The 24,951-nt window shown below is 66.6% G+C and carries 23 protein-coding genes, 1 tRNA gene and 4 pseudogenes; 18 read left to right on the top strand and 10 right to left on the bottom strand.

Annotated elements, in window-relative coordinates; genetic code table 11:
* Positions 1-239: 239 nt before the first annotated feature.
* Positions 240-569, top strand: a complete 330-nt coding sequence (locus A3862_RS08225) for a hypothetical protein (protein ID WP_043355398.1) — start codon at positions 240-242, stop codon at positions 567-569.
* 11 nt (positions 570-580) lie between these two features.
* Here the strand turns inward: A3862_RS08225 and A3862_RS08220 are convergent, their stop codons facing one another.
* From A3862_RS08220 to A3862_RS08210, 3 genes are all read right to left on the bottom strand, one after another.
* Entirely contained in the window at positions 581-1,711 is a 1,131-nt protein-coding gene (locus tag A3862_RS08220) for a DUF2336 domain-containing protein (RefSeq protein WP_043759897.1), read from the bottom strand.
* Positions 1,712-1,841: 130 nt separating this feature from the next.
* A complete protein-coding gene (locus tag A3862_RS08215) occupies positions 1,842-2,198 on the bottom strand; it encodes a hypothetical protein (RefSeq protein WP_043759899.1) in 357 nt (118 codons plus the stop codon).
* Between the two features lie 70 nt (positions 2,199-2,268).
* Positions 2,269-2,730, bottom strand: coding sequence for a GNAT family N-acetyltransferase (locus A3862_RS08210; protein WP_043355405.1), 462 nt, complete (start codon positions 2,728-2,730; stop codon positions 2,269-2,271).
* 276 nt (positions 2,731-3,006) lie between these two features.
* Between A3862_RS08210 and A3862_RS08205 the strand changes: the two genes are divergently transcribed.
* Positions 3,007-3,186: a hypothetical protein gene (locus A3862_RS08205; RefSeq protein WP_043355407.1), complete on the top strand. Its 180-nt coding sequence runs from the start codon at positions 3,007-3,009 to the stop codon at positions 3,184-3,186.
* A 61-nt stretch (positions 3,187-3,247) separates the two neighbouring features.
* Here the strand turns inward: A3862_RS08205 and A3862_RS08200 are convergent, their stop codons facing one another.
* Entirely contained in the window at positions 3,248-3,763 is a 516-nt protein-coding gene (locus A3862_RS08200; protein ID WP_043355409.1) for a MucR family transcriptional regulator, read from the bottom strand.
* Positions 3,764-4,200: 437 nt separating this feature from the next.
* On the opposite strand from A3862_RS08200, the gene A3862_RS08195 reads away from it, so the two are divergent.
* The 4 genes from A3862_RS08195 (at position 4,201) to A3862_RS08180 (ending at position 6,937) form a co-directional block, all read left to right on the top strand.
* The gene (locus A3862_RS08195) at positions 4,201-4,614 is read left to right on the top strand and encodes a PaaI family thioesterase (RefSeq protein ID WP_043379135.1); all 414 of its coding nucleotides are present in this window, start codon (positions 4,201-4,203) and stop codon (positions 4,612-4,614) included.
* A 104-nt stretch (positions 4,615-4,718) separates the two neighbouring features.
* The gene (gene hemF / locus A3862_RS08190; RefSeq protein ID WP_043759901.1) at positions 4,719-5,651 is read left to right on the top strand and encodes an oxygen-dependent coproporphyrinogen oxidase; all 933 of its coding nucleotides are present in this window, start codon (positions 4,719-4,721) and stop codon (positions 5,649-5,651) included.
* Positions 5,648-6,766: an ATP-dependent DNA helicase gene (locus A3862_RS08185; protein WP_043379141.1), complete on the top strand. Its 1,119-nt coding sequence runs from the start codon at positions 5,648-5,650 to the stop codon at positions 6,764-6,766. The genes hemF and A3862_RS08185 overlap by 4 nt, the downstream gene beginning before the upstream one ends.
* 81 nt (positions 6,767-6,847) lie before the next feature.
* A tRNA-Ser gene (locus tag A3862_RS08180) sits at positions 6,848-6,937 on the top strand.
* Between the two features lie 283 nt (positions 6,938-7,220).
* Here the strand turns inward: A3862_RS08180 and A3862_RS08175 are convergent.
* Positions 7,221-8,132 (bottom strand): annotated as a pseudogene (locus A3862_RS08175) (IS630 family transposase); the annotation flags it as partial.
* A 196-nt stretch (positions 8,133-8,328) separates the two neighbouring features.
* Positions 8,329-8,985 (bottom strand): TetR/AcrR family transcriptional regulator, encoded by a 657-nt coding sequence (locus A3862_RS08170; protein ID WP_051976314.1) that lies wholly within the window; start codon positions 8,983-8,985, stop codon positions 8,329-8,331.
* Between the two features lie 572 nt (positions 8,986-9,557).
* Between A3862_RS08170 and A3862_RS08165 the strand changes: the two genes are divergently transcribed.
* From A3862_RS08165 to A3862_RS08140, 6 genes and pseudogenes are all read left to right on the top strand, one after another.
* On the top strand, positions 9,558-10,577 hold the full coding sequence (locus tag A3862_RS08165) for an HlyD family secretion protein (protein WP_236961860.1): 1,020 nt from the start codon (positions 9,558-9,560) through the stop codon (positions 10,575-10,577).
* Entirely contained in the window at positions 10,574-12,148 is a 1,575-nt protein-coding gene (locus A3862_RS08160; protein ID WP_043388087.1) for a DHA2 family efflux MFS transporter permease subunit, read from the top strand. The genes A3862_RS08165 and A3862_RS08160 overlap by 4 nt, the downstream gene beginning before the upstream one ends.
* 1 nt (position 12,149) lies before the next feature.
* Positions 12,150-13,775, top strand: a complete 1,626-nt coding sequence (locus A3862_RS08155) for an efflux transporter outer membrane subunit (RefSeq protein WP_111473501.1) — start codon at positions 12,150-12,152, stop codon at positions 13,773-13,775.
* A gap of 46 nt (positions 13,776-13,821) precedes the next feature.
* A pseudogene (locus A3862_RS08150) lies at positions 13,822-14,021 on the top strand (IS3 family transposase); the annotation flags it as partial.
* A 482-nt stretch (positions 14,022-14,503) separates the two neighbouring features.
* Positions 14,504-16,159, top strand: coding sequence for a porin (locus tag A3862_RS08145; RefSeq protein WP_111473500.1), 1,656 nt, complete (start codon positions 14,504-14,506; stop codon positions 16,157-16,159).
* 417 nt (positions 16,160-16,576) lie between these two features.
* Complete coding sequence (locus A3862_RS08140) at positions 16,577-16,855, top strand: hypothetical protein (RefSeq protein WP_100794048.1); 279 nt, start codon at positions 16,577-16,579, stop codon at positions 16,853-16,855.
* Between the two features lie 21 nt (positions 16,856-16,876).
* Here the strand turns inward: A3862_RS08140 and A3862_RS32585 are convergent.
* Both A3862_RS32585 and A3862_RS08135 read right to left on the bottom strand, forming a co-directional pair.
* Positions 16,877-16,981, bottom strand: a pseudogene (locus tag A3862_RS32585) (IS5/IS1182 family transposase); the annotation flags it as partial.
* 4 nt (positions 16,982-16,985) lie between these two features.
* Positions 16,986-17,274, bottom strand: a pseudogene (locus A3862_RS08135) (transposase); the annotation flags it as partial.
* 184 nt (positions 17,275-17,458) lie between these two features.
* On the opposite strand from A3862_RS08135, the gene A3862_RS32340 reads away from it, so the two are divergent.
* Positions 17,459-17,593, top strand: coding sequence for a hypothetical protein (locus A3862_RS32340; protein WP_257787389.1), 135 nt, complete (start codon positions 17,459-17,461; stop codon positions 17,591-17,593).
* A 52-nt stretch (positions 17,594-17,645) separates the two neighbouring features.
* On the opposite strand, the gene A3862_RS08130 is transcribed toward A3862_RS32340, so the two are convergent.
* The gene (locus A3862_RS08130; RefSeq protein WP_111473499.1) at positions 17,646-19,052 is read right to left on the bottom strand and encodes an aminotransferase-like domain-containing protein; all 1,407 of its coding nucleotides are present in this window, start codon (positions 19,050-19,052) and stop codon (positions 17,646-17,648) included.
* A 213-nt stretch (positions 19,053-19,265) separates the two neighbouring features.
* Here A3862_RS08130 and A3862_RS08125 point away from each other — a divergent pair, with 213 nt between their 5' ends.
* Genes A3862_RS08125 through A3862_RS08105 form a run of 5 tightly spaced genes read left to right on the top strand, consistent with a single transcriptional unit; the run spans position 19,266 to position 22,631 of the window.
* A complete protein-coding gene (locus A3862_RS08125) occupies positions 19,266-19,685 on the top strand; it encodes a RidA family protein (protein ID WP_051044636.1) in 420 nt (139 codons plus the stop codon).
* Between the two features lie 3 nt (positions 19,686-19,688).
* Complete coding sequence (locus A3862_RS08120) at positions 19,689-20,519, top strand: transporter substrate-binding domain-containing protein (protein ID WP_043759965.1); 831 nt, start codon at positions 19,689-19,691, stop codon at positions 20,517-20,519.
* 45 nt (positions 20,520-20,564) lie between these two features.
* A complete protein-coding gene (locus A3862_RS08115; protein WP_111473498.1) occupies positions 20,565-21,218 on the top strand; it encodes an amino acid ABC transporter permease in 654 nt (217 codons plus the stop codon).
* Entirely contained in the window at positions 21,215-21,871 is a 657-nt protein-coding gene (locus A3862_RS08110) for an amino acid ABC transporter permease (protein ID WP_043759967.1), read from the top strand. The genes A3862_RS08115 and A3862_RS08110 overlap by 4 nt, the downstream gene beginning before the upstream one ends.
* The gene (locus A3862_RS08105; RefSeq protein WP_043759968.1) at positions 21,864-22,631 is read left to right on the top strand and encodes an amino acid ABC transporter ATP-binding protein; all 768 of its coding nucleotides are present in this window, start codon (positions 21,864-21,866) and stop codon (positions 22,629-22,631) included. Before A3862_RS08110 ends, A3862_RS08105 begins: the two co-directional genes overlap by 8 nt.
* Positions 22,632-23,227: 596 nt before the next feature.
* Here A3862_RS08105 and A3862_RS08100 read toward each other — a convergent pair.
* On the bottom strand, positions 23,228-24,679 hold the full coding sequence (locus A3862_RS08100; protein ID WP_043347199.1) for a carbohydrate porin: 1,452 nt from the start codon (positions 24,677-24,679) through the stop codon (positions 23,228-23,230).
* Positions 24,680-24,951: the final 272 nt, after the last annotated feature.

The raw sequence follows: 24,951 nt of genomic DNA, 5'->3' as shown, positions 1-24,951 counted from the left end.
GCGTTCCCGCATCCGTCGCGCCTCCGGTTCGACTTCGAACGACTTCCGGACGGTCGCAGAGCCGGCTTAAACGAGTGTTGCGGGACTTGTCCGATTGATCGGGATGCTTTCCGCGAGGTAACCAGCCGATTGCGGACAAGCTTCATTCACCATCGCGCGGAAAAGCTCGGGTCGGTTGAGGCCCGGTTGAGGAAATCCGTCGAATGCTTCCGCTTGATCTCGAGCGGAGGAATCGTCTCATGACCGTCCTGCTGCGCGCCGCGCTGGTGATCGGCGTGCTCTCCTACTTTGCCTTGCTGCGAGCCGGGACGGATCCGGCCGCCGAGGCGAGACGGCTCGCCGACGCGGTGCCCAGCGCCCAGGCGGCGCTGCCGGCGGCCCTTGACGCGGTGCCAGCCGAGGCCCGCGAGCGGGCGGTGCGCGCCGTCCTGGCCCGCGGCCTGATGGCCGAACTGAGCCGCCGCGCCGCGGAGCCGACGGCCTCAACCGACACCCTCGAGGAGACCGATCGGCAGCCTGCTTGGCGGGGCGCCGATCCGCAGCGCGATCCGCCCGTGGATCCCCGCTGACGTCCGGCCCGTCAGGCCGGCTCCCCGCCGCCCGCCGCCCGGGCGCGCACCGGCAGGGAGGGGCGCTGCGCGGCGACGCGCTCTGCGCCCTGGCGCAGCTTCGCCTCCGGGCCGTGCAGCGGCTGATGGGCCTCGCCGCGCCCGCGCTCGGCGAGGGGCCGGTCGAGGATCGCGGCGATCAGGTCCCGGGAGGCTGGCCGGCTCACGGTGCGGAACAGCCGGACGAGGTCGGCCACCCGCTCGGCCGAGCGCGCGACACCCTGGTTGAGGGTCAGGAAGATGTAGACCGCCTCCTCCTCGTGCAGGCCGGCAGCCCGCAAACCCAGGGTCAGGAGGTCGTAGCGGGCGCTGGCGTCGGCGACCACGGTCAGGAAATCGCGCGGCAGGCCGAGACCGTCGGCCAGGGCCGCCATGAAGGCCGGCACGTCGCGGGCGGCGGACAGGCCGGTCAGGGTCTCGCCGAGGCCGCGGGGCGCCGGTGGGCAGGGGCGCAGGGCGGCGGTCGCCTCGACGGCCCGGCCGATCACCGTGCGGCGGATCGGATCGGCGTGCAGGTACAGGGGCACGAGGTCGGCGGCCGAGACGTCGGGCCGGACCAGGAGGAGCCGGGCGAGGTCGGGGGCGCCGCGGCCGCGGTTCACGAGCCGCGCCAGGGCTGCCCCCCGCAGGGTGTGGCCGAGATTGGCGGCCAGCGCGCGGTCGATCTCGGGGCGGCCCTCGCGGGAGAGCTCGTCCACCGCCTCGCGGCTCAACCCGGCCCGGGCGGCGATGCGGGCGGCGATATCCGATCCCTCGGCCAGGGCCGCCTCGATCAGGCGATGGCTCAGGGTCGGGGCCAGTTCCACCACCGCGTCGCGGGCCTCGCCGCCGCGCAGCGCGAGCGCCTCCAGCACTGCCGGCGGCGTCTCGGGGCAGGGGGCCAGCTTGCGGGCCACCACCCGGGCGGTCTCCTCATCCACCGTGGGGATCAGGCCGCAGGCGAGCGATTCGAAGATCTCGATCTCGGTCCTGTCCCGGGCCGCCGCCCGGACGAACAGGTCGGTCTGAACCCGGAGGATCACCGGCTTGAGATCGAGATTCTCGATGCGTGAGAGTTCGAGGAGCCCGGACAGGTCCGGCGGAGCATCGACGGATGGGGGCATGGAGGATCGGTTACGCAAGACTGCAGTAAGGTCACGCTAACCGCATCGACGTGAATCGACCTTTAAACCGCCTCCGCCGCGACCGTGCCGTCCTGCATCATGGTGGCCCGCGCGCGGCCCCGCTTCGGCCTCAGCGCGTCAGCCAGAGAACGAGGCCGAGCCCCAAGGCCGCCGCGACGATGATGCCGACATAGAGCGGCAGGACCCAGGGCTGCCGCTGGTGCACGTAGCCCTTCGCCGCCCGCTCCGAGGGGGCACGCTCGTTCTGCCGGGCGATCCGGACCTCCTGGGGCGTCGGCGGCGTCCCGCCGGCCTCCTCGCAGGTCCCGAGCGGGGCCGCGCCGATATCCATGTGCGGGGTCTTGTCGGCGGTGCGGCCGCTGTCGATGTCACCCTTGAGCTGCGCGGCGGTCGGCGCGTCGGAATCCGGTGGCGGATCGCAGGGCAGGTTCGCTGGGGGCGGCGGGGTCTCGGATCGCAGCGTCATCGGGGGGACTCCAGTCTCCGGTCACAACGCCCGATGGGCCCGGTCGGCTGCGGCCAGGATGTCGCGGCTTTCAGGCCTCTCCGGCGCCGCGCTTCAGCAGCGGCCGCGCGAGCATTTGCCCCGCATCGGTGAAGCCGGCCGCCCTGCAGAAGGCGCGCAAAGCCTCCTGGTCCGGCGCCGCGGCCAGGAGCAGCCGGTCGCAGCCCGCCTGTCGCGCCGCCCGGCCGGCCGCCTTCAGCAGCACCCGGCCGATGCCCCGGCGGCGGGATTCGATCGCGACCGCGAGGCTGGTGATCAGGCCGAAGGGCCGCGGCGCCTCGAGGGTCCGGACGGGGGACACGGTGATGAGGCCGCTCGGCGGTCCCCATTCCACGGCGACGAGGGCGGTGCCGCCGTCCTGTTGCAGGGCGTCGAGCCGGGTCGCGAGGTCCGCGGCGCTGACCGCGATCCCCGCCTCACCCAACAGGGCCGCGAGCCCGGCGGCGTCGGGACTCGCGGCAGCGCGGATCTCCAGCCCGTAGCGAGTGCCCAAATTCCGCTCCTGATCGGCCGGCCCGGACGTGCAACGCGGCGCATCGCGATCCGTCCCCCGCGGGCGCAGCCCGCACGGGCCGCGTCGAGGCCGGTGCCGTCGCGGCCCTCGGCCTCGTCCTTCGACGGGATCTGGAGAGCGTCTTCAGGAAGGCGAACGAGCGCCGGACCGGGCTTCGGCGGGGTCACCCGCAGTGTTCGCGGGAGTGTTCGCGGGGCGGAACACGCACGGGCTTTGGCGCTTTGCTTCCCAGTTCAAGTTCGGGGAGCGCGCAGCATGGCGGGTCGGGTGACGGATCAATCCACCGACGACGCGGCCGGCAAGGCGCATCCGGAGACCGAGCGGCCGGTGCCGCGACCCGGGACGGCCGAAGAGGCCGAAGCGGTCGAGCGGCACAGGGCCGAGACGGACGTCGCTGCGGGCGACGTGGCCGACGATCTCGCCGACTTCGCGTGATCCGGCCGGCACGCGGGCTGCGGGCCGGCCGGGATCCAGGGGCCCGGCCGAGGGGCCGGGCTCAGGCCGTTTCTTTGGCCTTGCGGGGGCGGCTCACGCGCTTGGGCTTCTCGGCCACCTCCGCGACGGGCTCCGGAGCCGGCGCCGGCGCCGGAGCAGCGGACTTGCGGCGCTGCTGGCCGAGGCCGAGGCTGCGGGCGAGTTCCGAACGCTGGGCCGAGTAGCTCGCGGCCGTCGACGGGTAGTCGCGCGGCAGGCCGAAGCGCTCGCGATACTGCTCGATCGTCAGGCCGTTGCGCGACAGATGGCGCTTCAGCGTCTTGTACGGCTTGCCGTCGATGAACGAGATCAGCGCGTCCGGCGTCACCGACTTGCGGATCTGGGCCGGCGTCGGCTTGTCGGCCGTCTCGGTCACGGTCGCCGCGGGGGCCGAAAGCTTCGTCAGCGCGGCGTGAACGCCGGCGAGCAGACCGGGCAACTCGCTGATGGGCACCGAATTGTTCGAGACATACGCCGAGACGATGTCCGACGCCTGCTCGATAAAGGTCTGCTGCTGCTCAGTGGCGGTGTCGTCCATCGATGATTCCCTCTATCCGACCGTGGTGAGACGGTTCTAACGTCTGTGCAGCAAAATCAAGTCGTCGTCGAGCATTTCCCTACACAATGCCCCGGTCATGAACACGCATATTGTTGAAGCCGTGGGTCGAGCTGAAATCGTTGGTCGAGCAAACCGACATGCCGGAGGCGAGGTTGGATGTGGCCGCGGCCTGCGGACGGGCGCCGATTATGCCTTCTGTCGCGATCTAGCGGCGGGCTTCCTCTGCGAAGATCCGTTTCGGGTCTGATGAGACGCCCGGAACTTCACGCGGCGGCCCGCCGCGATGTCCCGTCAGCGCATCGACGCGGGATGAACGTTTCGGCCGGACTGTCACGTGATCTGCGCGTGGCCGGTCCTGGCCTCGGGCGCATCTGGGCCATAAACGTCCGGGTGAGACGGGATCCGGGGCGATCGACGTGGACCAGCAATCGGAACCGGGCACCGTCTTCGGCGCCACCATCCCGTTCGTGGATCATTGCGGCATCGAGGCCCTCGACGTGCGCGCCGGCCGGACGCGCCTGCGCCTAGCCCTGCAGCCGGAGCACGCCAACAATCTCGGCATCGCCCATGGCGGCGCGCTCTGCACGTTGCTCGACGTCGCCCTCGGGACGGCGGCCCGGCTGCAGGCGGGGCGCCCCGTGGTGACCCTCGACATGCAGACCCGCTTCCTCGCCCCCGGGCGCGGTGTCCTGATCGCCGAGGGGCGGGTGACCCGGGCGGGGCGGTCGGTGATCTTCTGCGAGGCCGAGATCCGGGATGCGGCGGGGGATCTGGTGGCGACGGCCACGGGGCTGCTCAAGCCCGTCGGCGAGCGGCCGGGACCGGCGTAGGCCGCCCGCGCCGCCGCGGCGGGTGGCGGCTCCGGACGCCTGCGCGGTCACGTCGGGCCGCGCCCGCATTGACGTGCGCCCGGCACGGTGGAAAAGCCTGTGTCATGACGATGCCGGATGACGCGCGCGCAGCCCTGGCTGCGCCTCCCTCAGAGGCCGACGTGGCGGCCATGAAGTCCGAGGCCGCGGCGTGGTTCGAGACGCTGCGCGATCGCATCCTCGCGGCCTTGGAGGCCATCGAGGCTGAGGCGACGGGCCCGTTCCATCCCGATGCGCCCGAGGGCCCCGGAACCTTCGAGAAGACCCCGTGGAACCGGACCGACCATACCGGCCGGCCCGGCGGCGGCGGCGTCATGGCGATGCTGCGCGGCCGCGTCTTCGAGAAGGCGGGGGTGCACATCTCGACGGTGCATGGCGAGTTCGCGCCGGAATTCCGGGCCCAGATGCCCGGCGCCGCCGAGGATCCGCGCTTCTTCGCCACCGGCATCTCGCTGATCGCCCATCCGTGGAATCCGCACGTGCCGACGGTGCACATGAACACCCGGTTCGTCGCGACGACGCGGGCGTGGTTCGGCGGCGGGGCCGATCTGACGCCGGTGCTCGACCGGCGCCGCAATCAGGACGATCCGGACAGCCGCCATTTCCACGCCTGCCTGGCGCGGGCCTGCACGGCGCACGGCATCGATCACGCCCGCTACAAGGCGTGGTGCGACGAGTATTTCCACCTCAAGCATCGGAACGAGCCGCGCGGTATCGGCGGGATCTTCTACGATTATCTCTGGAGCGGCGATCCGCAGGCCGACCTCGCCTATACCCGCGACGTCGGACAGGCCTTCCTGGAGGCCTATCCGAAGATCGTGCGCGACAACGTCACCACGCCCTGGACCGAGGCGGACCGCCACGAGCAGCAGGTGCGGCGCGGCCGCTACGTCGAGTTCAACCTGCTCTACGACCGGGGCACGATCTTCGGCCTGAAGACCGGCGGCAACGTCGCCTCGATCCTCTCCTCGATGCCGCCGACCGTGCGCTGGCCGTGAGTGCGGGGCTGCCGGCCGCCTACGCCCCGCAGCAGGACGCGGCGCTGAAGGCGATCGCCGCGTGGCGGCGGGACGGGGGATCCCAGGTGTTCCGGCTCTTCGGCTATGCCGGCACTGGCAAGACCACGCTCGCCCGCCGGATCGCCGAGGATGTCGACGGCACGGTGGTCTACGGGGCCTTCACCGGCAAGGCGGCCTCGGTGATGCGCCAGAAGGGCTGCTACGACGCCGCTACGATCCACTCGCTGATCTACCGCACCAAGGAGGCGGAGGAGGGCGGGCCGACCTTCACGCTGAACCGCTCGGGGCCGGCCGCCAAGGCCGATCTGATCATCATCGACGAGTGCTCGATGGTGGATTCCGATCTCGGCAACGATCTTCTGTCGTTCGAGCGGCCGGTGCTGGTCCTGGGCGATCCGGCGCAGTTGCCGCCGGTGCGCGGCGGCGGCTTCTTCACCGAGGCGGAGCCCGACGTGATGCTCACCGAGGTGCATCGGCAGGCCAAGGATGACCCGATCGTCCGGATGGCGATGACGATCCGCGAGGGCGGGCGGCTGGAACTCGGCAGCTATGGGCAGAGCCGGGTCGTGTCGCGCCGCACCCTGGATCCGGCCGAGGTGCTCGAATGCGACCAGGTGCTGGTCGGCCTCAACAAGACGCGCCGCCTCTACAATGCCCGGCTCCGGGAACTCGCCGGCCACACGGATCCGATGCCGGCGATCGGCGAGAAGCTGGTCTGCCTGCGCAACGATCGGGTGAAGGGCCTGCTCAACGGCTCGACCTGGACGGTCCAGGCGCTGCGCGCACCGCCGCGGCCGGATCTGATCCGGCTCGACGTGGTGCCGGAGGACGATCCGGCCCTGCGCCGGAAGCCCACCGACATCAAGGTGCTGCGGGCGATGATCACCGGCTCGGACGAGGAGATCCCGCTGTTCCTGCGGCGCGAGACGGACGAATTCACCTACGGCTACGCGCTGACGGTGCACAAGGCCCAGGGATCGCAATGGGACCGGGTAACGTTGTTCGACGAATCCTACGCGTTCCGCGAGCACCGGGCGCGCTGGCTCTACACCGGCCTGACCCGCGCCGCGCAGGCGATCACGGTGGTGGTCTGATCCGGCGCAGGCGGGCGACGTCTCGCTTGTGAAGCTGCGCCGCGCGTGCTAGGCACCGCCGGTCTCATCGAGGCACCTTGCGGAGAGGTGGCAGAGCGGTTGAATGCACCGCACTCGAAATGCGGCATGCCTGCAAGGGCATCGGGGGTTCGAATCCCCCCCTCTCCGCCAGTCGTCCCGTGACGCACGCCATAGATTTTCGTTTTTGGGCGCGTTTCCGGCTACGATCTCATCATAATTTATCGCTGAGGCGCGTGCGTCATCGATAAATAAGGACTGTTCGCCCTGGCAATTCGATGCCTCGCGATCCGATCGTGGCAGGCCTGGAACCCGCCGCGCTCCTGTACAGGCTGAACCGCATCTACTGCTGAGACATGAGGCAGGAGGATGCCCTCTCGCATCCAATGCGTGTGTTCCGGCGGGCGATGGATTTCGCTAGAGCGTTTTCGATTTGATCTGGCTCATATCCTGCGGCGGCGCAGAAGTTGGCACACTCATCGGGCGTGATCGTATCGATGAGCCGACCGATGGCTGCCCACAATCCCTCGACAGTGCGCTCGGCGGCCTTGCGCAGCAGCGCCTTGAGCTTTGAGAAGGCCATCTCGATCGGGTTGAAGTCGGGCGAGCCGGGCGGGAGGAAGAGCAGCCGCGCGCCGGCCGGCCCTGTGTGGCTGCCGAGGTTGTCCATCACGACGGTGTCGCCGGGAGCGAGTTCGGGCACGAGCACGCGCTCGACGGAAGTCTGGAAGGCGTCGCGGTTGATCGAACCGTCCAGCACGAACGGCGCCGCGAGGTCCGACAGGCGCAGGCCCGCCACGAAGGTCGTGGTCTTCCAGTGACCGTGCGGCACGCTCGAGCGAAGCCGTTTGCCGCGGGGGGGCCGCAGGTGCGGGCCATGTCGGTCGAGGGCCAAGTCTCGTCGAGGAACACGAGGCGGGCGAAGTCGAGATCGGGCTGGCCCTCGAACCACGCCTCGCGAGCGGCCTTCACGTCCGGACGGTCGTGCTCCGTGGCGTGGGCTGTCTTTTTGTGTACGTCAGGCCGCGCGCGTCAGGAAACTGCACAGCGTGCGCAGCCCAACCGTTCGGTCGTGCTCATCCTTCAAGCGGACCTGCATCTCCTCCAGGGTGACGTCATCCCGCTCGGCGATCAGGGCCCGCAGAAACGCCTCGTGCGGATCGAGCTTGCAGCGGCGTGCCCGACCTTGCGGACGGGTCGCCACCGTTCGGGTCGTGGCCAGTGCCGTCATAAAGCGGATCGCGGTCGCAGCACCCACCTCGAAGTGCTTGGCCGCTTGCCGGCGCGAGGTCGCGCCTGCCGCGTCAACCACCCGCTCACGCAGATCCTGGCTGTCGGGTCGGCCCATGCCGTGCTCCTCACAGGGAGCGCGCAATGAATCAGCCCAAATGCCCGGTGTGAACCCCAGCCGTCCGACTCAGCGCATTCCGAAAAATCTCTAGTCGGTCTGGAAAATACTTGAATATAATGTTAGATGAAATGTTTTATAGTTTTGTTGATTTCAAATAATCTTGGATTTTTTGGTTCAAAAAACAATCTCTCCGCTAGCGATCCTTTGCGACATAAGTTTTCGCGAACACAGAGACCGCCTCGGCGACATGGTCCTTGATCTGATCGGGATCGATGGCGAAGGTGTGCGGGGTGAACAGCATCAGCGGAACGAATTTGCCCATGATGCTGCCGGTGAAGATCTCCGCCGCCCGCGCCGGATCGTCGCCGGTGAATTCCCCGCGGGTCCGGGCCTCGGCCAAGTAGCCCGTGAGCTTCTGCAGGGTACGGCCCGGCGCCATCGCGTAGAAGGCCTCCCCGAGCGCCGGATGCCTGTGAGTCTCGTTCACGATCATGCGAGCCAGCGCGACCACCATGGGGCTGCACATGCATTCCAAAAGTGCGATGCCGACCGATTGCAAGACGATTGGAATGGGCCCATCGCTCTCCAGAGTTGAGTCGAGAACTTGTCGGACTTCGTTGTTCCGGTTGTCCACCACTTCGATGAACAGATCTTCCTTGCTGCCGAAATGCCGATAGAGCGTTTCTTTGGACGACCCAGCCGCGAGAGCGACCATCTGCATCGTCGTCTCAGCGAAACCGTGCTCGAGGAATACCTTCTCGGCAGCCTGGGCAATCTCCGCGCGGCGCCGCGCCCCGCGCGGGATTGGCCCACGCGCGGCCTTCTGATCGACCTCTGCGGCGCTTGACATCGCTCCGTCCACCCTCGCACATCCGAACCGCCGGGTTCGGTTATGTTGACCGCGTCTAAGGCAAGTGGGCCGCGTGATCGAGTGTTCCTTCGGCTGCGCGGTCGATAGGGTTGCGAATCCGATTCATGGCCGACGATGATACTGACCGTCGATCGCGCTCCGGTGGCCGCCCGCGCGACCGCCGCGACTATATCGATCTCGGCTCCGAAGCCGATGATCGCGGGCGCCGCGCGGCACGCGCATCCGACCGCGAGGAACGGTGGGACGGTGCAAGGTCCGTGGCGTTCGAGACGAGCCGCCGCAGCTCCGACCGCGCCCGGGACGAAGCGCAGGACAATTATCCCGATGACGATCAGGACGATGACGGAGGCGAATCCGTAGGAGATCGCGGGCGTCGGGACGCGGATCGATCGGCCGATGCCGATCGCCGCGGGCGTCAGCAGAACGAAGAGCACCCCCGCGGCAAAGGATCGGACGGGCAGGACGGATCGGGCCGCGATGGGCGGACCGGCAATGCGGAACAGGGCGGCCGGGATCAGGATGCTGAACGGCGCAGCAAGCGCCGACCGCTCGTGATCGGCATCGGCGCGGTCGTGGTCCTTCTGATGGTGGCTGGCGGCCTCTATTTCTGGTTGTCGACCCGCGGCAAGGCCTCGACCGACGATGCCTATACCGACGGCAACATCGTCAGCATTGCGCCCCAGGTCGCCGGGCAGGTGATCTCCCTCGATGTCACCGACAACCAGTTCGTCCACAAGGGCGACCCGCTGTTCCGCATCGATGCCCGGCAATACGTCTACCGACAGGAGCAGGCCCAGGGTCAGCTCGACGCGAGCAAAGCGCAGATCGCCAATCAGAAACTCGGCGTCGAGATCGCCAAGAAGAACTTCCCGGCCGCGCTGGCGCTGGCGCAGGCGAACCTCGCCTCGGCCAAGGCCAACCTCGCCCTGCAGCAGGCGAATTACGACCGGCAGAAGAGCCTGCCGAAGCTGGCCACCACCCAGCAGGATGTGGATACGACCGCCGCGAACTACCAGCAGGCGAAGGCGCAGGTCGAGCAGGCCGAGGCCCGGGTCATCCAGGCGATGCCGGTCCAGCAGAATATCGGCCAGTCCGAGCAGCAGGTCGACCAGCTCCAGGGGCAGGCCGAGCAGGCCAAGGGCCAGCTGGACCAAGCCGTCCTCAACGTCGAGTGGACTGTCGTGCGCGCGCCCCAGGACGGCTGGGTCACCCGGCGCAACGTCAATGCCGGCGACTACCTGACGGCGGGCCAGCAGGTGATGTCGCTCGTCACCACCGACGTCTGGATCACGGCCAACTTCAAGGAGACCGAGCTGGACGGCATGCGGCCCGGCCAGCAGGTCACCATCACGGTGGACGCCTATCCCGACCTCGACTTGCATGGCCATGTGGACTCGGTCCAGCGCGGCTCGGGCTCGAAGTTCTCAGCCTTCCCGGCCGAGAACGCCACCGGCAACTTCATCAAGATCGTCCAGCGCGTGCCGGTGAAGATCGTGATCGATTCCGGGCTGAAGAAGGACGAGCCCCTGCCCCTCGGCGTCAGCGTCGAGCCGACGGTGCTGCTGAAATGAGCGGCGATCCGAACCAAGGCTGGAAACCCGCCTACAACCCCTGGCTGATCGCCATCACGGTGACGCTCGCCGCCTTCATGGAGATCCTCGACACCACGATCGTCAACGTGGCGCTGCCCTACATCGCGGGGTCGCTCGCCGCCTCGAGCGACGAGGCGACCTACACGCTCACCGCCTATCTCGTCGCCAACGGCATCGTCCTGACCATCGCCGGCTGGCTCTCCGACACGATCGGGCGCAAGCGCTACTTCCTGATCTGCATCGCGATGTTCACGGTGTCGTCCTTCCTGTGCGGCATCTCGCAGAGCCTGGGCCAGATCATCGTGTTCCGCTTGATGCAGGGCTTCTTCGGCGGCGGCCTGCAGCCGAGCCAGCAGGCGATCATTCTCGACACGTTCCCGCCCGCCAAGCGCGGGGCGGCCTTCGGGGTGACCGCCGTGGCGACCGTGGTGGCGCCCGTGCTCGGGCCGACGCTCGGCGGCTACCTGATCGAGCACCTGGACTGGCGCTGGATCTTCTTCGTCAACGTCCCCGTCGGGATCCTGGCGGTGATCGCCAACAGCATCCTGGTGCAGGACCCGCCCTCCGAGCAGGAGAAGCGCAAGACCAAGCGCGGCATCGACTATATCGGCCTGTCCCTCATCGTGATCGGCATTGGCTGCCTGCAAATCGTGTTCGACCGCGGCGAGGACGACGGCTGGCTCGGCTCGCCGTTCATACGGATCATGGCGACGATCGGCTTCCTCGGCGTGTTCGGGGCGATCTGCTGGCTGCTGACGGCGAAGAAGCCGATCATCGACCTCGACGTGTTCAAGGACAAGAACTTCGCCATGGGCTGCGTGCTCATCGGCGCCATGGGCTTCGCCCTCTACGCCAGCGCCGTGGTGATCCCGCAATTCGCCCAGAACGTGCTGGGTTACACCGCGCTGAAATCCGGCCTGATCCTGTCGCCAGGCGGGATCGTGGTGATCATCCTGATCCCCATCGTCGGGCAGCTCATGAAGGTCGTCCAGACGCGCTTCATCGTCATGTTCGGCTTCGCCTTCATGGGCGCGGCCCTGTTCTATTCCAGCCGGCTCGCCCCCGACATCGACTTCAGGACCCTGGTGCTGATGCGCTCCCTCCAAACCGCGGCGCTCGGCTTCCTGTTCGTGCCGATCTCGACCATCGCCTACCTGACCCTGCCGCAGAAATACCGCAGCGACGGCGCGGCCCTGTTCTCGATGTTCCGGAACGTGTTCGGGTCGCTGGGGATCTCGCTCTCGACCGCAGCCATCACCGAGCGCACGCAGGCCGACCAAGCGCACCTGTCGGGGTTCATGACGCCGCTGCGCTCCGGCTACAACACGCTGATCCAGGAGAGTGAGCACACCCTCCGCTCACTCGGCCGCGCAGCCTCCGTCGTGCATCAGCAGGCGGTCGCCCACACCTACCAGACCTACATGAAGCAGGCGCAGGTCTTGGCCTACAGCAACATCTTCCAGTACACGGCCGTCATCGCCCTGATGGTCGTGCCGCTCTGCTTCCTGATCTCGGCCAAGACCGCGCAGGGCGGCGGGGGAGGACACTGACATGACCTCCCGCATCTCCTCTCGGCCCCGCCCGTGGCTGCGCGGCGGCGCGGCCCTCGCCCTATCCGGGCTGACGGCTTGCACAGTCGGACCGAACTTCCTGCCCCCCGCGGCGCCGCTCGCGGAATCGAGCGATTACCTCGATACCGGCCAGCCGGCCCGGGCCCCGCTGCCGCTTCTCGCCCACACCAGCGCGGTGGAGCCGGCGGTGACGTGGTGGCTCGCCTTCCGCGATCCGATCCTGGCGCAGCTCGAGGACCGCGTCGCGGCGCAGAACCTCGACGTGCAGACCGCCACAGCGCGCCTGTTCCAGAGCCGGGCCCAGCTCGGCACCGCGGCCGCCGCCGGCCTGCCAACCCTCAACGGCCAGGGCAGTGTCTACCGGCAGCAATTCAGCAAGAACGGCACGATCGGCCTCCTGTCCAACTCCCTCGGCGGCGTCACGGGTGGCAGCGGCTCCAGCGCCTCCAGCAGCGACCTGACGGCGCCGCTGACCAACGGCTTCGAGAGCTATACGCTGGGCTTCGACGCCTCCTGGGAACTCGACCTGTGGGGCAAGGTCCGCCGGTCGGTGGAATCCGCCCAGGTGCAGGCGGACGCGGCCGCCGAGCAGCGGCGCGACGCGCTGGTCTCGAGCCAGGCGGAACTCGCACGCGACTACGTGCAGCTGCGCGGGACGCAGGAACAGATCCGGATCGACCTCACCAACATCAAGGTCAACGAGCAGATCCTCGACGTGGTGCGGATCCGCCAGCAGCGGGGTCTCGTCACGGGCCTCGACACGGCGAACGCCGCCCAGCAGGTCGAAGCGATCAAGGCGCAGCTGCCGCAGCTCCAGCAGCAGGAGATCCAGCAGATCAATGCCATCGCGCTGCTGCTCGGCGAGCCGCCGCTCTCCCTGTCGCAGGAGCTGGTGACCGGCCGCGCGATCCCGCCGGTGCCGCCGCGAATCCCCGTGGGGGTACCGTCGAGCCTCGTGCTGCGCCGCCCCGACATCCGGCGGGCCGAGGCCAACCTGCACGCGGCGGTCGCCGAGATCGGCGTCGCCGAGGCGCAGTTCTTCCCCTCCGTGACGCTGTCGGCGAGCCCGGTCGTCAACGCGGTCGATCCGGGCAAGATCTTCCGGGGCTCGTCCCTGCAATACATGAATGTGGGGCCGTCGATCTCCATCCCGCTCTTCGAGGGCGGTCGGCTCAAGTCGAACCTCGTCCTCCAGCGGGCCCGCCAGCAGGAGGCGGCGATCGCCTACCAGAAGGCGGTGCTCCAGGGCTGGCACGACGTCGTCAACGCGTTGGCTGCGCTCAGGGGCGACGAGGGCCGCCGGGCGCGGCTGGCGCGGCAGGTGGCCGATGCGCGGCAGGCGCTGGCGCTGTCCCGGGCGCGGTACACGCAGGGCGTCGAGATCTTCACCACCGTCCTCCAGGCCTCTCAGACCGTGCTGCAGGCCGAGACCAACCTCGTCCAGGCGACGGCGGCGATGTCGACTGACTTTGTGGCTCTGTCGAAGGCGCTGGGGGGCGGCTGGGAAAGCACCTTCCCGGCGGGTCCGACACCGGCGCTAGACCTGTCCCGGGTCTCTGTCCCGGCTGCCGATCTCACCCATGCGGGCGCCGGGCCGATTCTGTGAGATCAGGCCCGAGCGGCCTGGTGTCGGCGTCGCCTTGAATGCTTGCCCGAACGGCTTCTTCGCCTGGAAGAGCCGCCCGGCTGCGAGGCGGCAGCGCGAGGATCTCGTGCTGCTCACCCCTGTTCGCTCCACCTTCGCGCTCTCGCACGAGACCTATGGCAGCCCCGTGTGACGCACGAGCTGCACCAACAGGGCATGGCGGCAGGCCGGCGACGCGTGGCCTGGCTGATGCGGGGCGACGGGCTCAGCGACGATGTGTTCCCCGGTCACGGAGAGCCTGCGATCCCTTGCCTAACGAGAATGTGTAGCAGTTGAAATTTATCGCCAGCATCGAAACAAAAATGGCAGTTCATGGCATAAATTCACGTCTATTTGATCCTGAATGCGAGTTAAATTGCTACCGATGGTCATTTTTGGAATCATTTATGGGGCAGTGCAGAGATACGGAAACAAAGAGAAACGCGATTTGCATCCAAATTGCTCGATTGTTTCTGATAAACAGGGGTATTTTGTTGTAAAATGACCACATTTTCTTCGCGCTGTTCTTGAGATGGATTAAGCCTCATTGCTCAACCGTGCCGACCCGCGCATGCTGATCCTGCATCGGGGCATCGCAGTCCAACGCCCCGTACAAGCCTGCCTTCAGATGCAGGCGGCGATGCACTTCGCGGCGAGATCCGGAAAACGGGCGCTGCCGCACCACGGGTCTCGAAGCTTTGAGGATATCGATGAGTGTCTTGAAAAGCGCGCTGCTTGCGTCTGCTGCAGCATTCATAGCGGCGGGGGCAGCCCATGCCGCAGACCTGCCGGTCAATAAGGCTGTCCCCGTCGAGTACGTCCGCGTCTGTGGCGCCTATGGCGCCGGCTTCTTTTACATTCCTGGGACTGACACTTGCCTCCGTATCGGAGGCCGTGCGCGGTTCGAAGGTGGCTACCAGCCCAGCTACACCCGCCAAAGCGGCACCAACAGTGGTGACACCTCGGGATACCAGGGGCGCCTGCGCATCAATCTCGATGCCCGCACGCAAACCGCTTATGGGACCCTGCGAGCCTTCGTGCGCCTCGATGCCGGCGCCCGGACGGGCTACTCCGGTGTCGGCACTTCAGGGACCCAGCAGCGCATCGGTCAAGCCTTTCCCGGTCTCGGCATCGATCAGTTCGGCCGCGATCAGCAGTATGTGAATGTCGACAAGGCATTCATTCAGTTCGCGGGGCTCACCGCTGGTCGCGCCTCCTCATTCTTCGATTTCTACGCCCACGATTTCGAGTTCGCCGGCGCCACTCTCGGATCCGACGTGTTCTCTACAAATCTGCTGGCCTACACGGCGACCTTCGGCAATGGTTTGTCGGCGACCCTGTCCATAGAAGACCCTGTGTTCCGTCGAACCCCGATCTTCTCGCCGACGAACAACCCAGCTGGTGTCACGGTCAACGCCAGCGTTGCGAACTTCGCACAAAGCAATTCGCCAGCTCCGGTGTTCATCGGCTATACTAACGGTATTCCAACCCGCTATAGTCAGGTCGATGTGATCCAGCGCGAGCGGATGCCCGACTTTGTCGGCGTCCTGCGCGTCGATCAAGCCTGGGGCACGGCCCAGCTCTCAGCTGCGGCGCACGAGTTGAACGTCGGCGACGTCGCCAACGGCGCCGGTACGGGCACGGGCTCAAACGTGAGCATCCCACACACCAACAGTGTGTACGGATGGGCCGTACAGGGCGGCTTGAAGATCAACACGCCCTTCATCGCGCCGGGCGACTCTCTTTACTTGCAGGGCGCCTATGGAAATGGCGCGCAGATGTACACCGGGTACTGCGCCTATACCGGCTGCTACACGCAGAGCACGCAGACCATTCAGGGCCAGAAATTCAATCAGTATTTTGCCGACGCTACACTCAATCCATTCACTGGTCAGCTTGAGACGTCAACGAGTTTCACGACCACGATCTCGTATCTGCACTACTGGACGCCGGAATGGCGCTCGGCCTTCTTCGGCTCGTATGGCGAGCAGAGCTTCTCGAATGGGGCCCGCCTTGTGCAAGGTGCCATCTTCAGCCTAGAAAACCCCAACGGTACGAATGCCTTCGGCTCCAACGCCGTCGGTGTGCCAGGCACTCGGTTCTACCAGCTGAGCCAAGCGCTGCGCGACACCTACCAGTTCGTCGCTGGTGGCAGCATCATCTGGTCGCCGGTCAAAGACCTCGATATCGGCGTCGAGGCGTTCTACACGCAAATCGGACTGAAGAGCGGCCGCGCTATCGATTTGGACAAGAGCCCGACGGCTTACTCCAATATCTCCGGCATCAACAACGGAACCTTCGCTGTTGCCACCGCGACGAAAGACTCGATCTCTCAGGTTCGTTTCCGCGTCCAACGCGATTTCTAATTCCAGATCGAGACCGGTTATCTCCAAAGCTTCCCGGTCTTGATGTCCCCGTGCAAAGGGACCTTACTCACCCGGCCTTTGTGCCGGGTTTTTTGTGTCCGACGATGCGACAATGCGGCAATGCGGCAGCGACGACATCCATCGCCGCCCGATGCCCTCCGAAAGGGCCTGGGCAAGGTCCAAATACTCTTTGGGATAGGCATGAATATATAAAAGATTTAGCGCGCGGATCTGACGAATTTCATGCAGAAATGAATCGGCAACATCGATCGCGATATTGTGTTCAATGTACGGTCATGCCGTGTGGATTGGCACACTGTGTTCAAGGTGCGACCGCTCAGGCCGGATCGATAGTGGCCAATCCGTGTTTGACACCACCCAGGGGATAATGCCCCACGTTTCTCTACGGTGCATTCTGTGAACAAGATCGTTTTGTGTGCAGTCTTCGCTGCAATCCTCGCGACCCCTGCCGTCGCACAGGCGGTGATCGAGACGCCGACCAGCACAACCGTCGTCGTCCCGCCTGGCGCGCCAGGTGTGATCACGCGTCAGCCGGGCTCCACCGGCGATGAGGATGCGTTCACCTACTCGCCGTCCGGCCGAGCGGAAGATGGCATCGCAACGGACTCGGCCGCCGCCGGCAATGAAGCACAGCCCTCACGCGTCGGTTCGACCGGGAGCGGCGGAGGCAAGTGACGCTCTAGGGTGTGGACTTGATCAGCACCAGAAGACGATGACGGCGGCCAGAGCGAGGGCCAAGGCGTAGTTGCGGGCGAGTTTGTCGTAGCGGGTGGCAATGCGGCGGAAGTCTTTGAGGCGGTCGGAGGCTGCTGTCGAGGGCGGCTGCATCGCCTGCCCATTCGGCCTTGGCCAGCGCGGCGAGCGTGGATTTCCAGAAGCCGCGCCGCGATCGGCGGTTGAAGCGGGCGTAGACCGTGGTACGCGGGCCGTAGGCGACCGGGCAATCGCGCCAGCGAGAGCCCGATGTCAGCACGTGCAGGATGCCGGAAATGATCTGCCGGTCGTCCTTCCGCTCGGGTTCGGGATGATCCTTGGGCATGAACGGTTCGATCACCGCCCACTGCTCATCGGACGAGCCAGAACAGGTCCGCCATCGCCACCTCCAGGCCGCAAAACGGCCGCCCGGAATCACAAAACGACAAACTCTGCAACGCCTTGGTTCGGTCCACACCCAGCCGAAAGACCTGAGATTTGCGTGTTCCGGCCCCTCGGCTTCAATGGCGATGGGCTTCGAAACCAGCCCGGGAGCAATGCGTCCAACCCGGACGGTCAAAACCGATGGACAACGCCCCCGAAGCGGACGTCGAGCCAGACAGATTCACAGGTCAGGGCGGGCCGGAGCACCGCGTCGGCGGCGTGCTGGTTGGCGGAGATTCGCAGGAATTCGAAGGGCGCGCGATCGCTCCGGCGTGATGTCGACGCCCCGTGACTCGTCGTCAGGGGACCAAAGCGGTGGAGCCCCGTCTCACACCGCGCCCCTGAATCGAACCGTAGGCGGTGCACCCGCCTCAAGCAGGCCCGCCAATTTCTCCAGTGCCTCTCGAAGCGTTTCGCGATCGGGCGCTGCGTTGACGCAGACCCGGACGGTATCGCTTTGGTACAACGACGACACCTCGAACAGGCTGATCGGCGTAACCCCGACCCCGGCTTCCTCCGCGGCCTGCGTATAGGCTTCCGCCGACCAGCCGTTCCCCAACTTCAGACAGAAATAGTACGCGTTCGGTTGGGTGAGGATGGCTTGCCGAGGCAGGAGACCAGCCACGAGTGCCTGCCGCGCTTGCGTTTCCGCACGCATCGCGGCGACGACTTGATCGATCCGCCGCGACTCCAGAAGGCGCGTCGCCCATTCCGCGTTGAACGGCGATGCCATCAGCGTGGTCGCACGCAGCGCGATACCGAAAGCAGAGACCAGTTGCCGGGGCACCCGCAGGAAGCCGATGCGCAATCCCGGGCCCGCAAGCTTCGACAAGCTTGAGATGTGCACGACCCGGTCCAGCGCTGACGCAGCCAGCGGTCTCAGGATTGGGTCGGGCAGGAAGCCGTAGACATCATCCTCGACGATCAGGACGTCGTGGCGCGCACAGATTTCGGCCACCTCCCGCCGCCGTTCGTCCGACATCGTGGCGGTGGTCGGGTTGTGCAGCGTCGGCGTGCAGACGAGGACTTTCGCTCGGGTCCGGCGGCAGACCACGTCGAGGTATTCGGGCACGATGCCTTCGCGGTCCATGCGGACCCCAACCAGCGAGCGCCCCAGCATGCCGGCCGCGGATTTCAGGCCGTAGAAGCTCAGCTCCTCGACCAGGACGGCATCGCCCGGATGCGTCAGCGCCATCAGGGAGAGCAGCAGGCCGTGCTGGCCGCCGCAGGTGACCAGCACCTCGTCGGCCGGGGCTTCAATCCCGAAGCGACCGAGCCATCGTGCTGCAATGGTCCGATGCCTGAGAAGACCGACGTCGACTTGGCTCGCGAGCAGGCCCCCGAGATCGACGGCGCCGTCGAGTTCGGGGCGGATCAGCGCCAGCGCAGGGTGATGCATCGCATGCGCCGGGAAGTTGTGGGACAGGTCGACGAAGGTCTGGCGTGGGACCGGCTCCCGAAGGGATGGCGGTCCGTCCGGATCCTGCACTGGGTTGAGGAAGGTGCCGCGGCCGACCTCGCCTCTGACAAGGCCCAGCCGCTGCATCTCGGCATAGGCCCGGCTGACCGTCCCGATGTTGAGCGACAGCCATGCGGCCAAGTCGCGCTGCGGCGGCAGCCGATCGCCCGGTCGCAAGACGCCGGCCCGCAGCGCGATCTCGACCGCGCCGACGATGGCCGAATAGCGAGCCCCGGCCGTCCGCTCGACGGCATCGATCCATCCGGGTCGACTCATACCTGCACCGATTGTCCTACACATTGTCTCGGTCGGACCGCAGCCACGACCGAAATTCAAGCGCGATGCCGCTCATATCCGCGCGCCAGGTCCGACAATGTCGCCTAACTTGATCATGACAATACGGTCCCGACCCTGGGTCCGGGACATCACGCGGGGCAAGCCTGCGGAACGGAGATCGCGGTGCCGAAGCCAGAATCAGACCCGTCGGCCATGCTCTTCCACATGGTCTCCGACGGGCCGCAGCCGGTCGCTCCCTTCAGTCACGCGGTCGAGGTCGACGGCTTCGTCTTCGTCACGGGGCAGATGCCAGACACGCCGTCCAACCCCGGCCTCCTGCCGGACGGCATCGAGGCGCAGACCCGCAACGTCATGGCCAACCTCACAACGATCCTGGCCGGGCTCGGCCTGGGATTGGAGCACGTGGTCGTCGCGCGGGCCTTCCTGACGGAGTTCAAGCGCGACTACGCGGCGTTCAACGCGACGTACAAATCCTTCTTCCCACACGACCGCCTGCCGGCGCGAACCTGCGTAGGCACGACGGGGCTCGCCTACGATGCCTTGGTCGAGATCGACCTGATCGCCCGTCGGGGCGCCGCGCCATCCCTTTCGTCGAGCGAGCAAAAGGACTGAGCCATGGCTTCCGTTCGGGACAAGATCCTCGCCATCGCCGCCGCGGCGGCGCTGAGCTTGAGCGTCGGGGCGTCCCCGTCCTCTGCGGCGAGCCTCGACGACATCAAGGCCAAGGGGTCCATGGTCGTCGCGACCGAGGACAGCTACAAGCCGTTCGAGTACGTCGAGAACGGCAAGCCGATGGGCCTCGACCACGACCTCCTCGCGCTGCTGCGCAAGGAGGCGCCGTTCAAGATCGACCAGCAGATCATACCCTGGACGGGGCTTCTGGCCGGGGTCGCGACCGGGAAATACGACGTGGCCCTGACGGCGGCCGTCATCACCCCCGATCGGATCCAGAGCCTGAGCTTCACGATGCCGATCGCCGAAGCGACGCAATACTACGTCGTCCGCGCGGACGAGACCCGGATCAAGGGTGTCCCCGACTTGGCCGGCAAGACGGTCGGCGTGCAGTCCGGCGGCGCGTCCTACGCGGCCCTGGCCGATCTCGAACCCACGCTGGCGAAGACAGGCGGAAAGCTCGGCAAGGTGGTGCAGTACACGTCGCTGCCGGAGGCATATCAGGACCTCGCCAATGGCCGGCTCGACTACGTGATCAATGGCGTCGTCAACCTCGTCAGCCTGACGAAGGACCAGCCGAAGCGCTTCAGGATGGGCGAGGCGGTCGGCGCGCCGACCTATGCGGCCTGGGCCGTCGCCAAGGGGAACGACGGCCTCCTGGCCTACCTCGACCAGTTCATGGCGAAGGTGCGCGCGAGCGGAGAGCTCTACGCTCTGCAGGAGAAGTGGCTCGGCCGGGCCTTCAAGGACATGCCGTCCGCACCGACCAAGTAGCCTGGGAGCGCGGGGCGACAGACCCGGACGCGGAGAGTGACGGCCATGACGTGGCCAGCGATACGCACCATCCTCGACGGCGCAGTGGTTACCGCCGCGCTGGCAGCGGTCAGCATACTGCTGAGCCTGCCCCTGGGCCTCCTCCTCGCGCTCCTGCGTGAAGGCCGCATCCCCGGGATCCCGGCTCTTCTCGCCGCTTTCGTCAGCCTCATCCGGGCGACGCCGTTCGTAACGCTCGTCCTGTTCGTCTACTTCGTCCTGCCGGCGGCCGGATTGGAGCTCGAACCGGTTCCGGCCGCCATCGTCGCGCTCACGCTGAATACGGCGGCGTTCAGCAGCGAGATCTGGCGCTCGGCACTCGTGACGTTTCCCCGGGATCAACGTGAGGCGGCTGCCGCCTTCGGCATGTCGGAGCGAGCCACCTTCATCCGCATCGTCTTCCCGCAAATCTGGCGGGCCAATCTCGGGCCCCTGGTCAGCGAGGTCACGATCCTCCTGAAGTGCACCCCAGCCGTGGCCGTTATCGGGGTGGTCGAGATCACCCGCGCAGCCGGCCGGATCGGCGCAGAGACCTACGAGCCGCTGCCTCCCTTCCTCGTCGCGACGCTCATCTACACCGCGCTGATCGCGACGCTCGTGCGCGGCCAGCGCGTCGTCGAGCGCAGGATCGCCCGGCGCTTCGGATTGGCGCGCCCGTGAACGGACTTCTGGTCGTCTGGGAGAGCCGGGACGTCTTCCTCTGGGGGGCGGCCAACACCCTGTCGCTCGTACTGGGGTGCCTCCTGCTCAGTATCCCGATCGGCATCCTCGGCGCCGTCGTGCTCACGGAGGCGCCGGATCCGCTGCGCCGCCTGTTCGCCGAGGCCGTCGATCTCCTGCGGTGCGTGCCGTTCCTGCTGCTCGCCTACGTCGTCTATTACGGCCTGCCCGAGCTCGGCCTCAGACTCGATCCCTGGTGGGCCGGACTGATGTCGCTCACGGTCTACACGACGGCCTACCTCGCGGAGATCTTTCGGGCGGCCTTCCGCGCCGTCGCTCCGGACAACATCGAGGCGGCGCACGCCTTCGGCCTGTCCCGCAGCCTGATCTACCGGCGCATCATCCTGCCCCAGGTCGCCATAACCGCTGCCCCGGTGATCGGGAACCAAGTGATCACGACCATCCGGGACAGCGCGCTCCTCATGATCATCACGGTGCAGGAACTGACCTTCGCGGCGAATTTCGTCAGTGCGAACCATTTCACGCCCTTCGAGCCGTTCGCCGCCGCGGTCGGTCTCTACCTGCTCATGTCGTTCGTGATCGAGGCGGGCGTGCGCCGCATGGAGCGGGTGAGGAAGCTACGCTATGGCTGAGACTGACGCCGCGATCTCGGTCCGGGGTTTGTGCAAGGATTTCGATGGGTTCGAAGTCCTGCGTGACATCGACCTCGACCTCGCGCCCGGCACGACGACCTGCATCCTGGGGCCGAGCGGCTCGGGCAAGTCGACCTTTCTACGCTGCCTCAACTGGCTTGAGGAGCCGAGCGCGGGCTCCGTTCACATCGACGGCAAGCCCATCGGGCGGAGCGGGAATGGCAGGGCCACGAGGCCGATGGCACGGCGCGAGCTGGCGTCCACGCGAACCAGCATCGCCATGGTGTTCCAGCACTTCGCCCTCTGGCCGCATCTGACCGTGCTCGGCAACGTGACCGAGGCGCCGGTCCACGTCCTCGGCCGTCCCAAGCGAGAGGCCGAGGAGGAGGGCCGCGCGATCCTGGCCCGTGTCGGCCTCACCGAGAAGGCCGACGTCTACCCGCACACGCTGTCCGGCGGTCAAAAGCAGCGCGTCGCGATCAGTCGCGCGCTCGCCATGAGGCCCAAGGTCATCCTCTTCGATGAGCCCACCAGCGCCCTCGACCCCGAGATGGTCGGAGAGGTGCTGAGCGTCATCCGCGAGCTTGCGCGGGAGGGGCTGACCATGGTGATCGTAACCCATGAGATGAGCTTCGCGCGCGAAATCGCCGACACAATCGTCTTCATGGACGGGGGCCGCATCCGAGAGATTGCGGCGCCAACGGATTTCTTCACCAATCCTCAGTCCGACCGGGCCCGACGGTTCATCTTCCGACCTTGATGGACCCTATAATCTCTCGCAGTACGACGTCTTTCTGAGCAAACGCACCGATGTGAGTGTTTGCTGCGATGGGATGGCCGCATCCGCCAAAGGCAGATTCCGGCTTGCGCCTTGTTTCCGTTGAAAGTTTTCAGAAGACGATTTTGCTGGAGCGGGTGAGCAGACACGTTGCTGAAGAAGCCCGTGCAGAACAGGTGTTCTTTGTCGGATGCCCAGATTGAACCGAGGTGCGCGCGAGGCCTCGCAGTCATCCAAGTATGAGGACGTTCTTGGATGAGAAGTCTCGACTGATCGTTGTGAAACATCTGACGAATCCGTGATCAAGCAGCACATCCTTGCCAACGCGCCGGCTCATCAGCCTCAGCGACGGGGCTAATTCCTCGATTCGATGCTGCTTGCCTCGACCAACTGCCCCTCCATCGTCCTTTCCCTGATGCGGCGGCAGATGACATTCCGTCTGCGCTTGGCGCTGTGTGACGGCCGCCTTAGCAATGTTCGCCTGCGGCCGGAATCGGTGCGGCGCGGCAGACAAGACTGTCACGCCGTCGCCGGAGAGGGGCTGGCCGAGCCCGTCGCTCAGCCAGAATTGGCAAGCCTCAGCCTGGAGCCAACCCGAGCAGCGTGCCGAGTGGGACCGACAGGGTGAAGCCGCCGTAGAAGCCGTCCTTGGGGCGGCGCGCCGTGTAGGGATTGAAGTAGGAATTGCCGTTCACGAGGTACTGGACCACCGGCTCAAGGATCACGCCGCCCGGCATGGCGAAATGGGCATTGAGCTCGAATACGAACTTGTCTCGGGAGAAGGGAGCGCCCGACCCGCCGGAGATGAAATTCGCGTCGGCGAGGAAGCGCGTGTAGTTCTCGTTGAGGCGCTGCCAGTTGATCTTGATGCCGTAGGTGTCGAGGGGACGGCCCTGGTCCGGCGCCTGCAGGAGCAATCCGACGAAGCTGTTGAAGCGGATCGGGATCGTCGGATCGAAGGCATATCCGGTTCCGGTATAGACCGAGATCGCGGTCGGGTGGGGATTGACCTCGCGTCCGCCATCGGCCCGCCAGAGGGTCTGCGTACCGGTCAGCACAATACCTGACGTCCCGGATTTCTGGAGGACCGGCGTGCCGGGATTGAGGCCTTTGGACGTGCCGAAGACGGTCTTGAAGTTGTCGTCATGATCGGCCGAGTTGTAGAAACCCGTCAACGAAGCGCGTCCGGGATAGGCTTCCTGCGTGTAATCGGTCACGCGGCCGATCTCGAACATGGCGAGGGCGCCCGACAGGCGCTCATAGCCCCAATCGTAGCCCGAGAGCACGTTGGTTCCGGGATTCACGCTGAAGGCGCCGGCCTGGATGTACGTGGTCGGCGATGTCTTGTAGGCGAAGTTCGCCCCCCAGACCGAGTAGAGCGGCGAGGTCCAGCCTGCATTGAAATACAGGATGTCCTGGAAGCAGGAGTTGATCGAGTTGCAGGGCGGCAGGGCGTAATAGCGGCCCGGATGGGTGCGGCCGACCTCGATGACGAGGCGGTCGTCCAACAGCTTCTGCTGATAGGTCAGGAGCGACAGGCGGTTGTCGTTCGGATTGTAGGGCGGCTGATACCCGATCGTGGTATCGCCGATATCGCCGGCCATGTTGAGGTTGCGCACCAGGCCGAAGAGCGTCTCGGTGAAATTGATGCTGCCGCCCGCGATGCCGGCAAGCTTCTGCATGTCCGCCGTCATCGACAGGACGAAATAGGCGGAGTTCGATTGCTGCCCCGTGCGCAGACCCGCGGACGGGTTGGCTTGGTAGAAGTCGTACATGTTGATGTCGAAGGTGAAGCCGGCCGCCGCCATCTCGGTCGCCCAAGGCGCGAGCGGACCGACGCGGATTGGCGACGTCGCCTTTGCTGCGATATCCGGGTTCGTCCGCGCCTGCGTCTGGTCGCTCAATGTCTCCACCGGCGTCGCGGTCTGAGCCGCGGCCGGAAGTGCGGTCAGGCCCGATCCGAGCACGAGCAGGCCCAGGACCGCGCCGGTCCCGGATGGTGAGGCGAAGCGCGAAATGTCCCCGATCATCGTGATCTCCGTTCGGGGGTCCGGCCGGCGCATGCCCGGGCGCGGACCGGCCGCGGGGCGGCAGGCCGAGCGGCCGGGAGCCGTCGGGACCCATTCGGTGCCGGTGGTGTGACTGGTTCGGCGTTCTGCGCGCCTTCTCGATGACGGGCCGATCACGGTTCGGTCGTCAGCCGAATCCGGTCTCGCCGAAGGACACCGCTACTCTTGCGGGTCCGAGCTCATCGCTGCCTCAACGTGTCATGAGAGATTCTGCATCGTCAATGGGGCGTGCA

It is taken from the genome of Methylobacterium sp. XJLW (genome assembly GCF_003254375.1).
In the GTDB taxonomy this organism is placed as follows: domain Bacteria; phylum Pseudomonadota; class Alphaproteobacteria; order Rhizobiales; family Beijerinckiaceae; genus Methylobacterium; species Methylobacterium fujisawaense.
The sequence above is the reverse complement of the archived record's forward strand: the minus strand, read 5'-3'. Positions and strand labels throughout refer to the sequence as shown.

What these genes read in the sequence shown, in the direction of transcription:
- A3862_RS08225 (WP_043355398.1), top strand. Translation starts at nt 240, where the DNA reads ATGACCGTCCTGCTGCGCGCCGCGCTGGTGATCGGCGTGCTCTCCTAC.
- A3862_RS08220 (WP_043759897.1), bottom strand. Translation starts at nt 1,711, where the DNA reads ATGCCCCCATCCGTCGATGCTCCGCCGGACCTGTCCGGGCTCCTCGAA.
- A3862_RS08215 (WP_043759899.1), bottom strand. Translation starts at nt 2,198, where the DNA reads ATGACGCTGCGATCCGAGACCCCGCCGCCCCCAGCGAACCTGCCCTGC.
- A3862_RS08205 (WP_043355407.1), top strand. Translation starts at nt 3,007, where the DNA reads ATGGCGGGTCGGGTGACGGATCAATCCACCGACGACGCGGCCGGCAAG.
- A3862_RS08200 (WP_043355409.1), bottom strand. Translation starts at nt 3,763, where the DNA reads ATGGACGACACCGCCACTGAGCAGCAGCAGACCTTTATCGAGCAGGCG.
- hemF (WP_043759901.1), top strand. Translation starts at nt 4,719, where the DNA reads ATGACGATGCCGGATGACGCGCGCGCAGCCCTGGCTGCGCCTCCCTCA.
- A3862_RS08170 (WP_051976314.1), bottom strand. Translation starts at nt 8,985, where the DNA reads ATGTCAAGCGCCGCAGAGGTCGATCAGAAGGCCGCGCGTGGGCCAATC.
- A3862_RS08160 (WP_043388087.1), top strand. Translation starts at nt 10,574, where the DNA reads ATGAGCGGCGATCCGAACCAAGGCTGGAAACCCGCCTACAACCCCTGG.
- A3862_RS08155 (WP_111473501.1), top strand. Translation starts at nt 12,150, where the DNA reads ATGACCTCCCGCATCTCCTCTCGGCCCCGCCCGTGGCTGCGCGGCGGC.
- A3862_RS08145 (WP_111473500.1), top strand. Translation starts at nt 14,504, where the DNA reads ATGAGTGTCTTGAAAAGCGCGCTGCTTGCGTCTGCTGCAGCATTCATA.
- A3862_RS32340 (WP_257787389.1), top strand. Translation starts at nt 17,459, where the DNA reads ATGGACAACGCCCCCGAAGCGGACGTCGAGCCAGACAGATTCACAGGT.
- A3862_RS08130 (WP_111473499.1), bottom strand. Translation starts at nt 19,052, where the DNA reads ATGAGTCGACCCGGATGGATCGATGCCGTCGAGCGGACGGCCGGGGCT.
- A3862_RS08125 (WP_051044636.1), top strand. Translation starts at nt 19,266, where the DNA reads ATGCTCTTCCACATGGTCTCCGACGGGCCGCAGCCGGTCGCTCCCTTC.
- A3862_RS08120 (WP_043759965.1), top strand. Translation starts at nt 19,689, where the DNA reads ATGGCTTCCGTTCGGGACAAGATCCTCGCCATCGCCGCCGCGGCGGCG.
- A3862_RS08115 (WP_111473498.1), top strand. Translation starts at nt 20,565, where the DNA reads ATGACGTGGCCAGCGATACGCACCATCCTCGACGGCGCAGTGGTTACC.
- A3862_RS08105 (WP_043759968.1), top strand. Translation starts at nt 21,864, where the DNA reads ATGGCTGAGACTGACGCCGCGATCTCGGTCCGGGGTTTGTGCAAGGAT.
- A3862_RS08100 (WP_043347199.1), bottom strand. Translation starts at nt 24,679, where the DNA reads ATGATCGGGGACATTTCGCGCTTCGCCTCACCATCCGGGACCGGCGCG.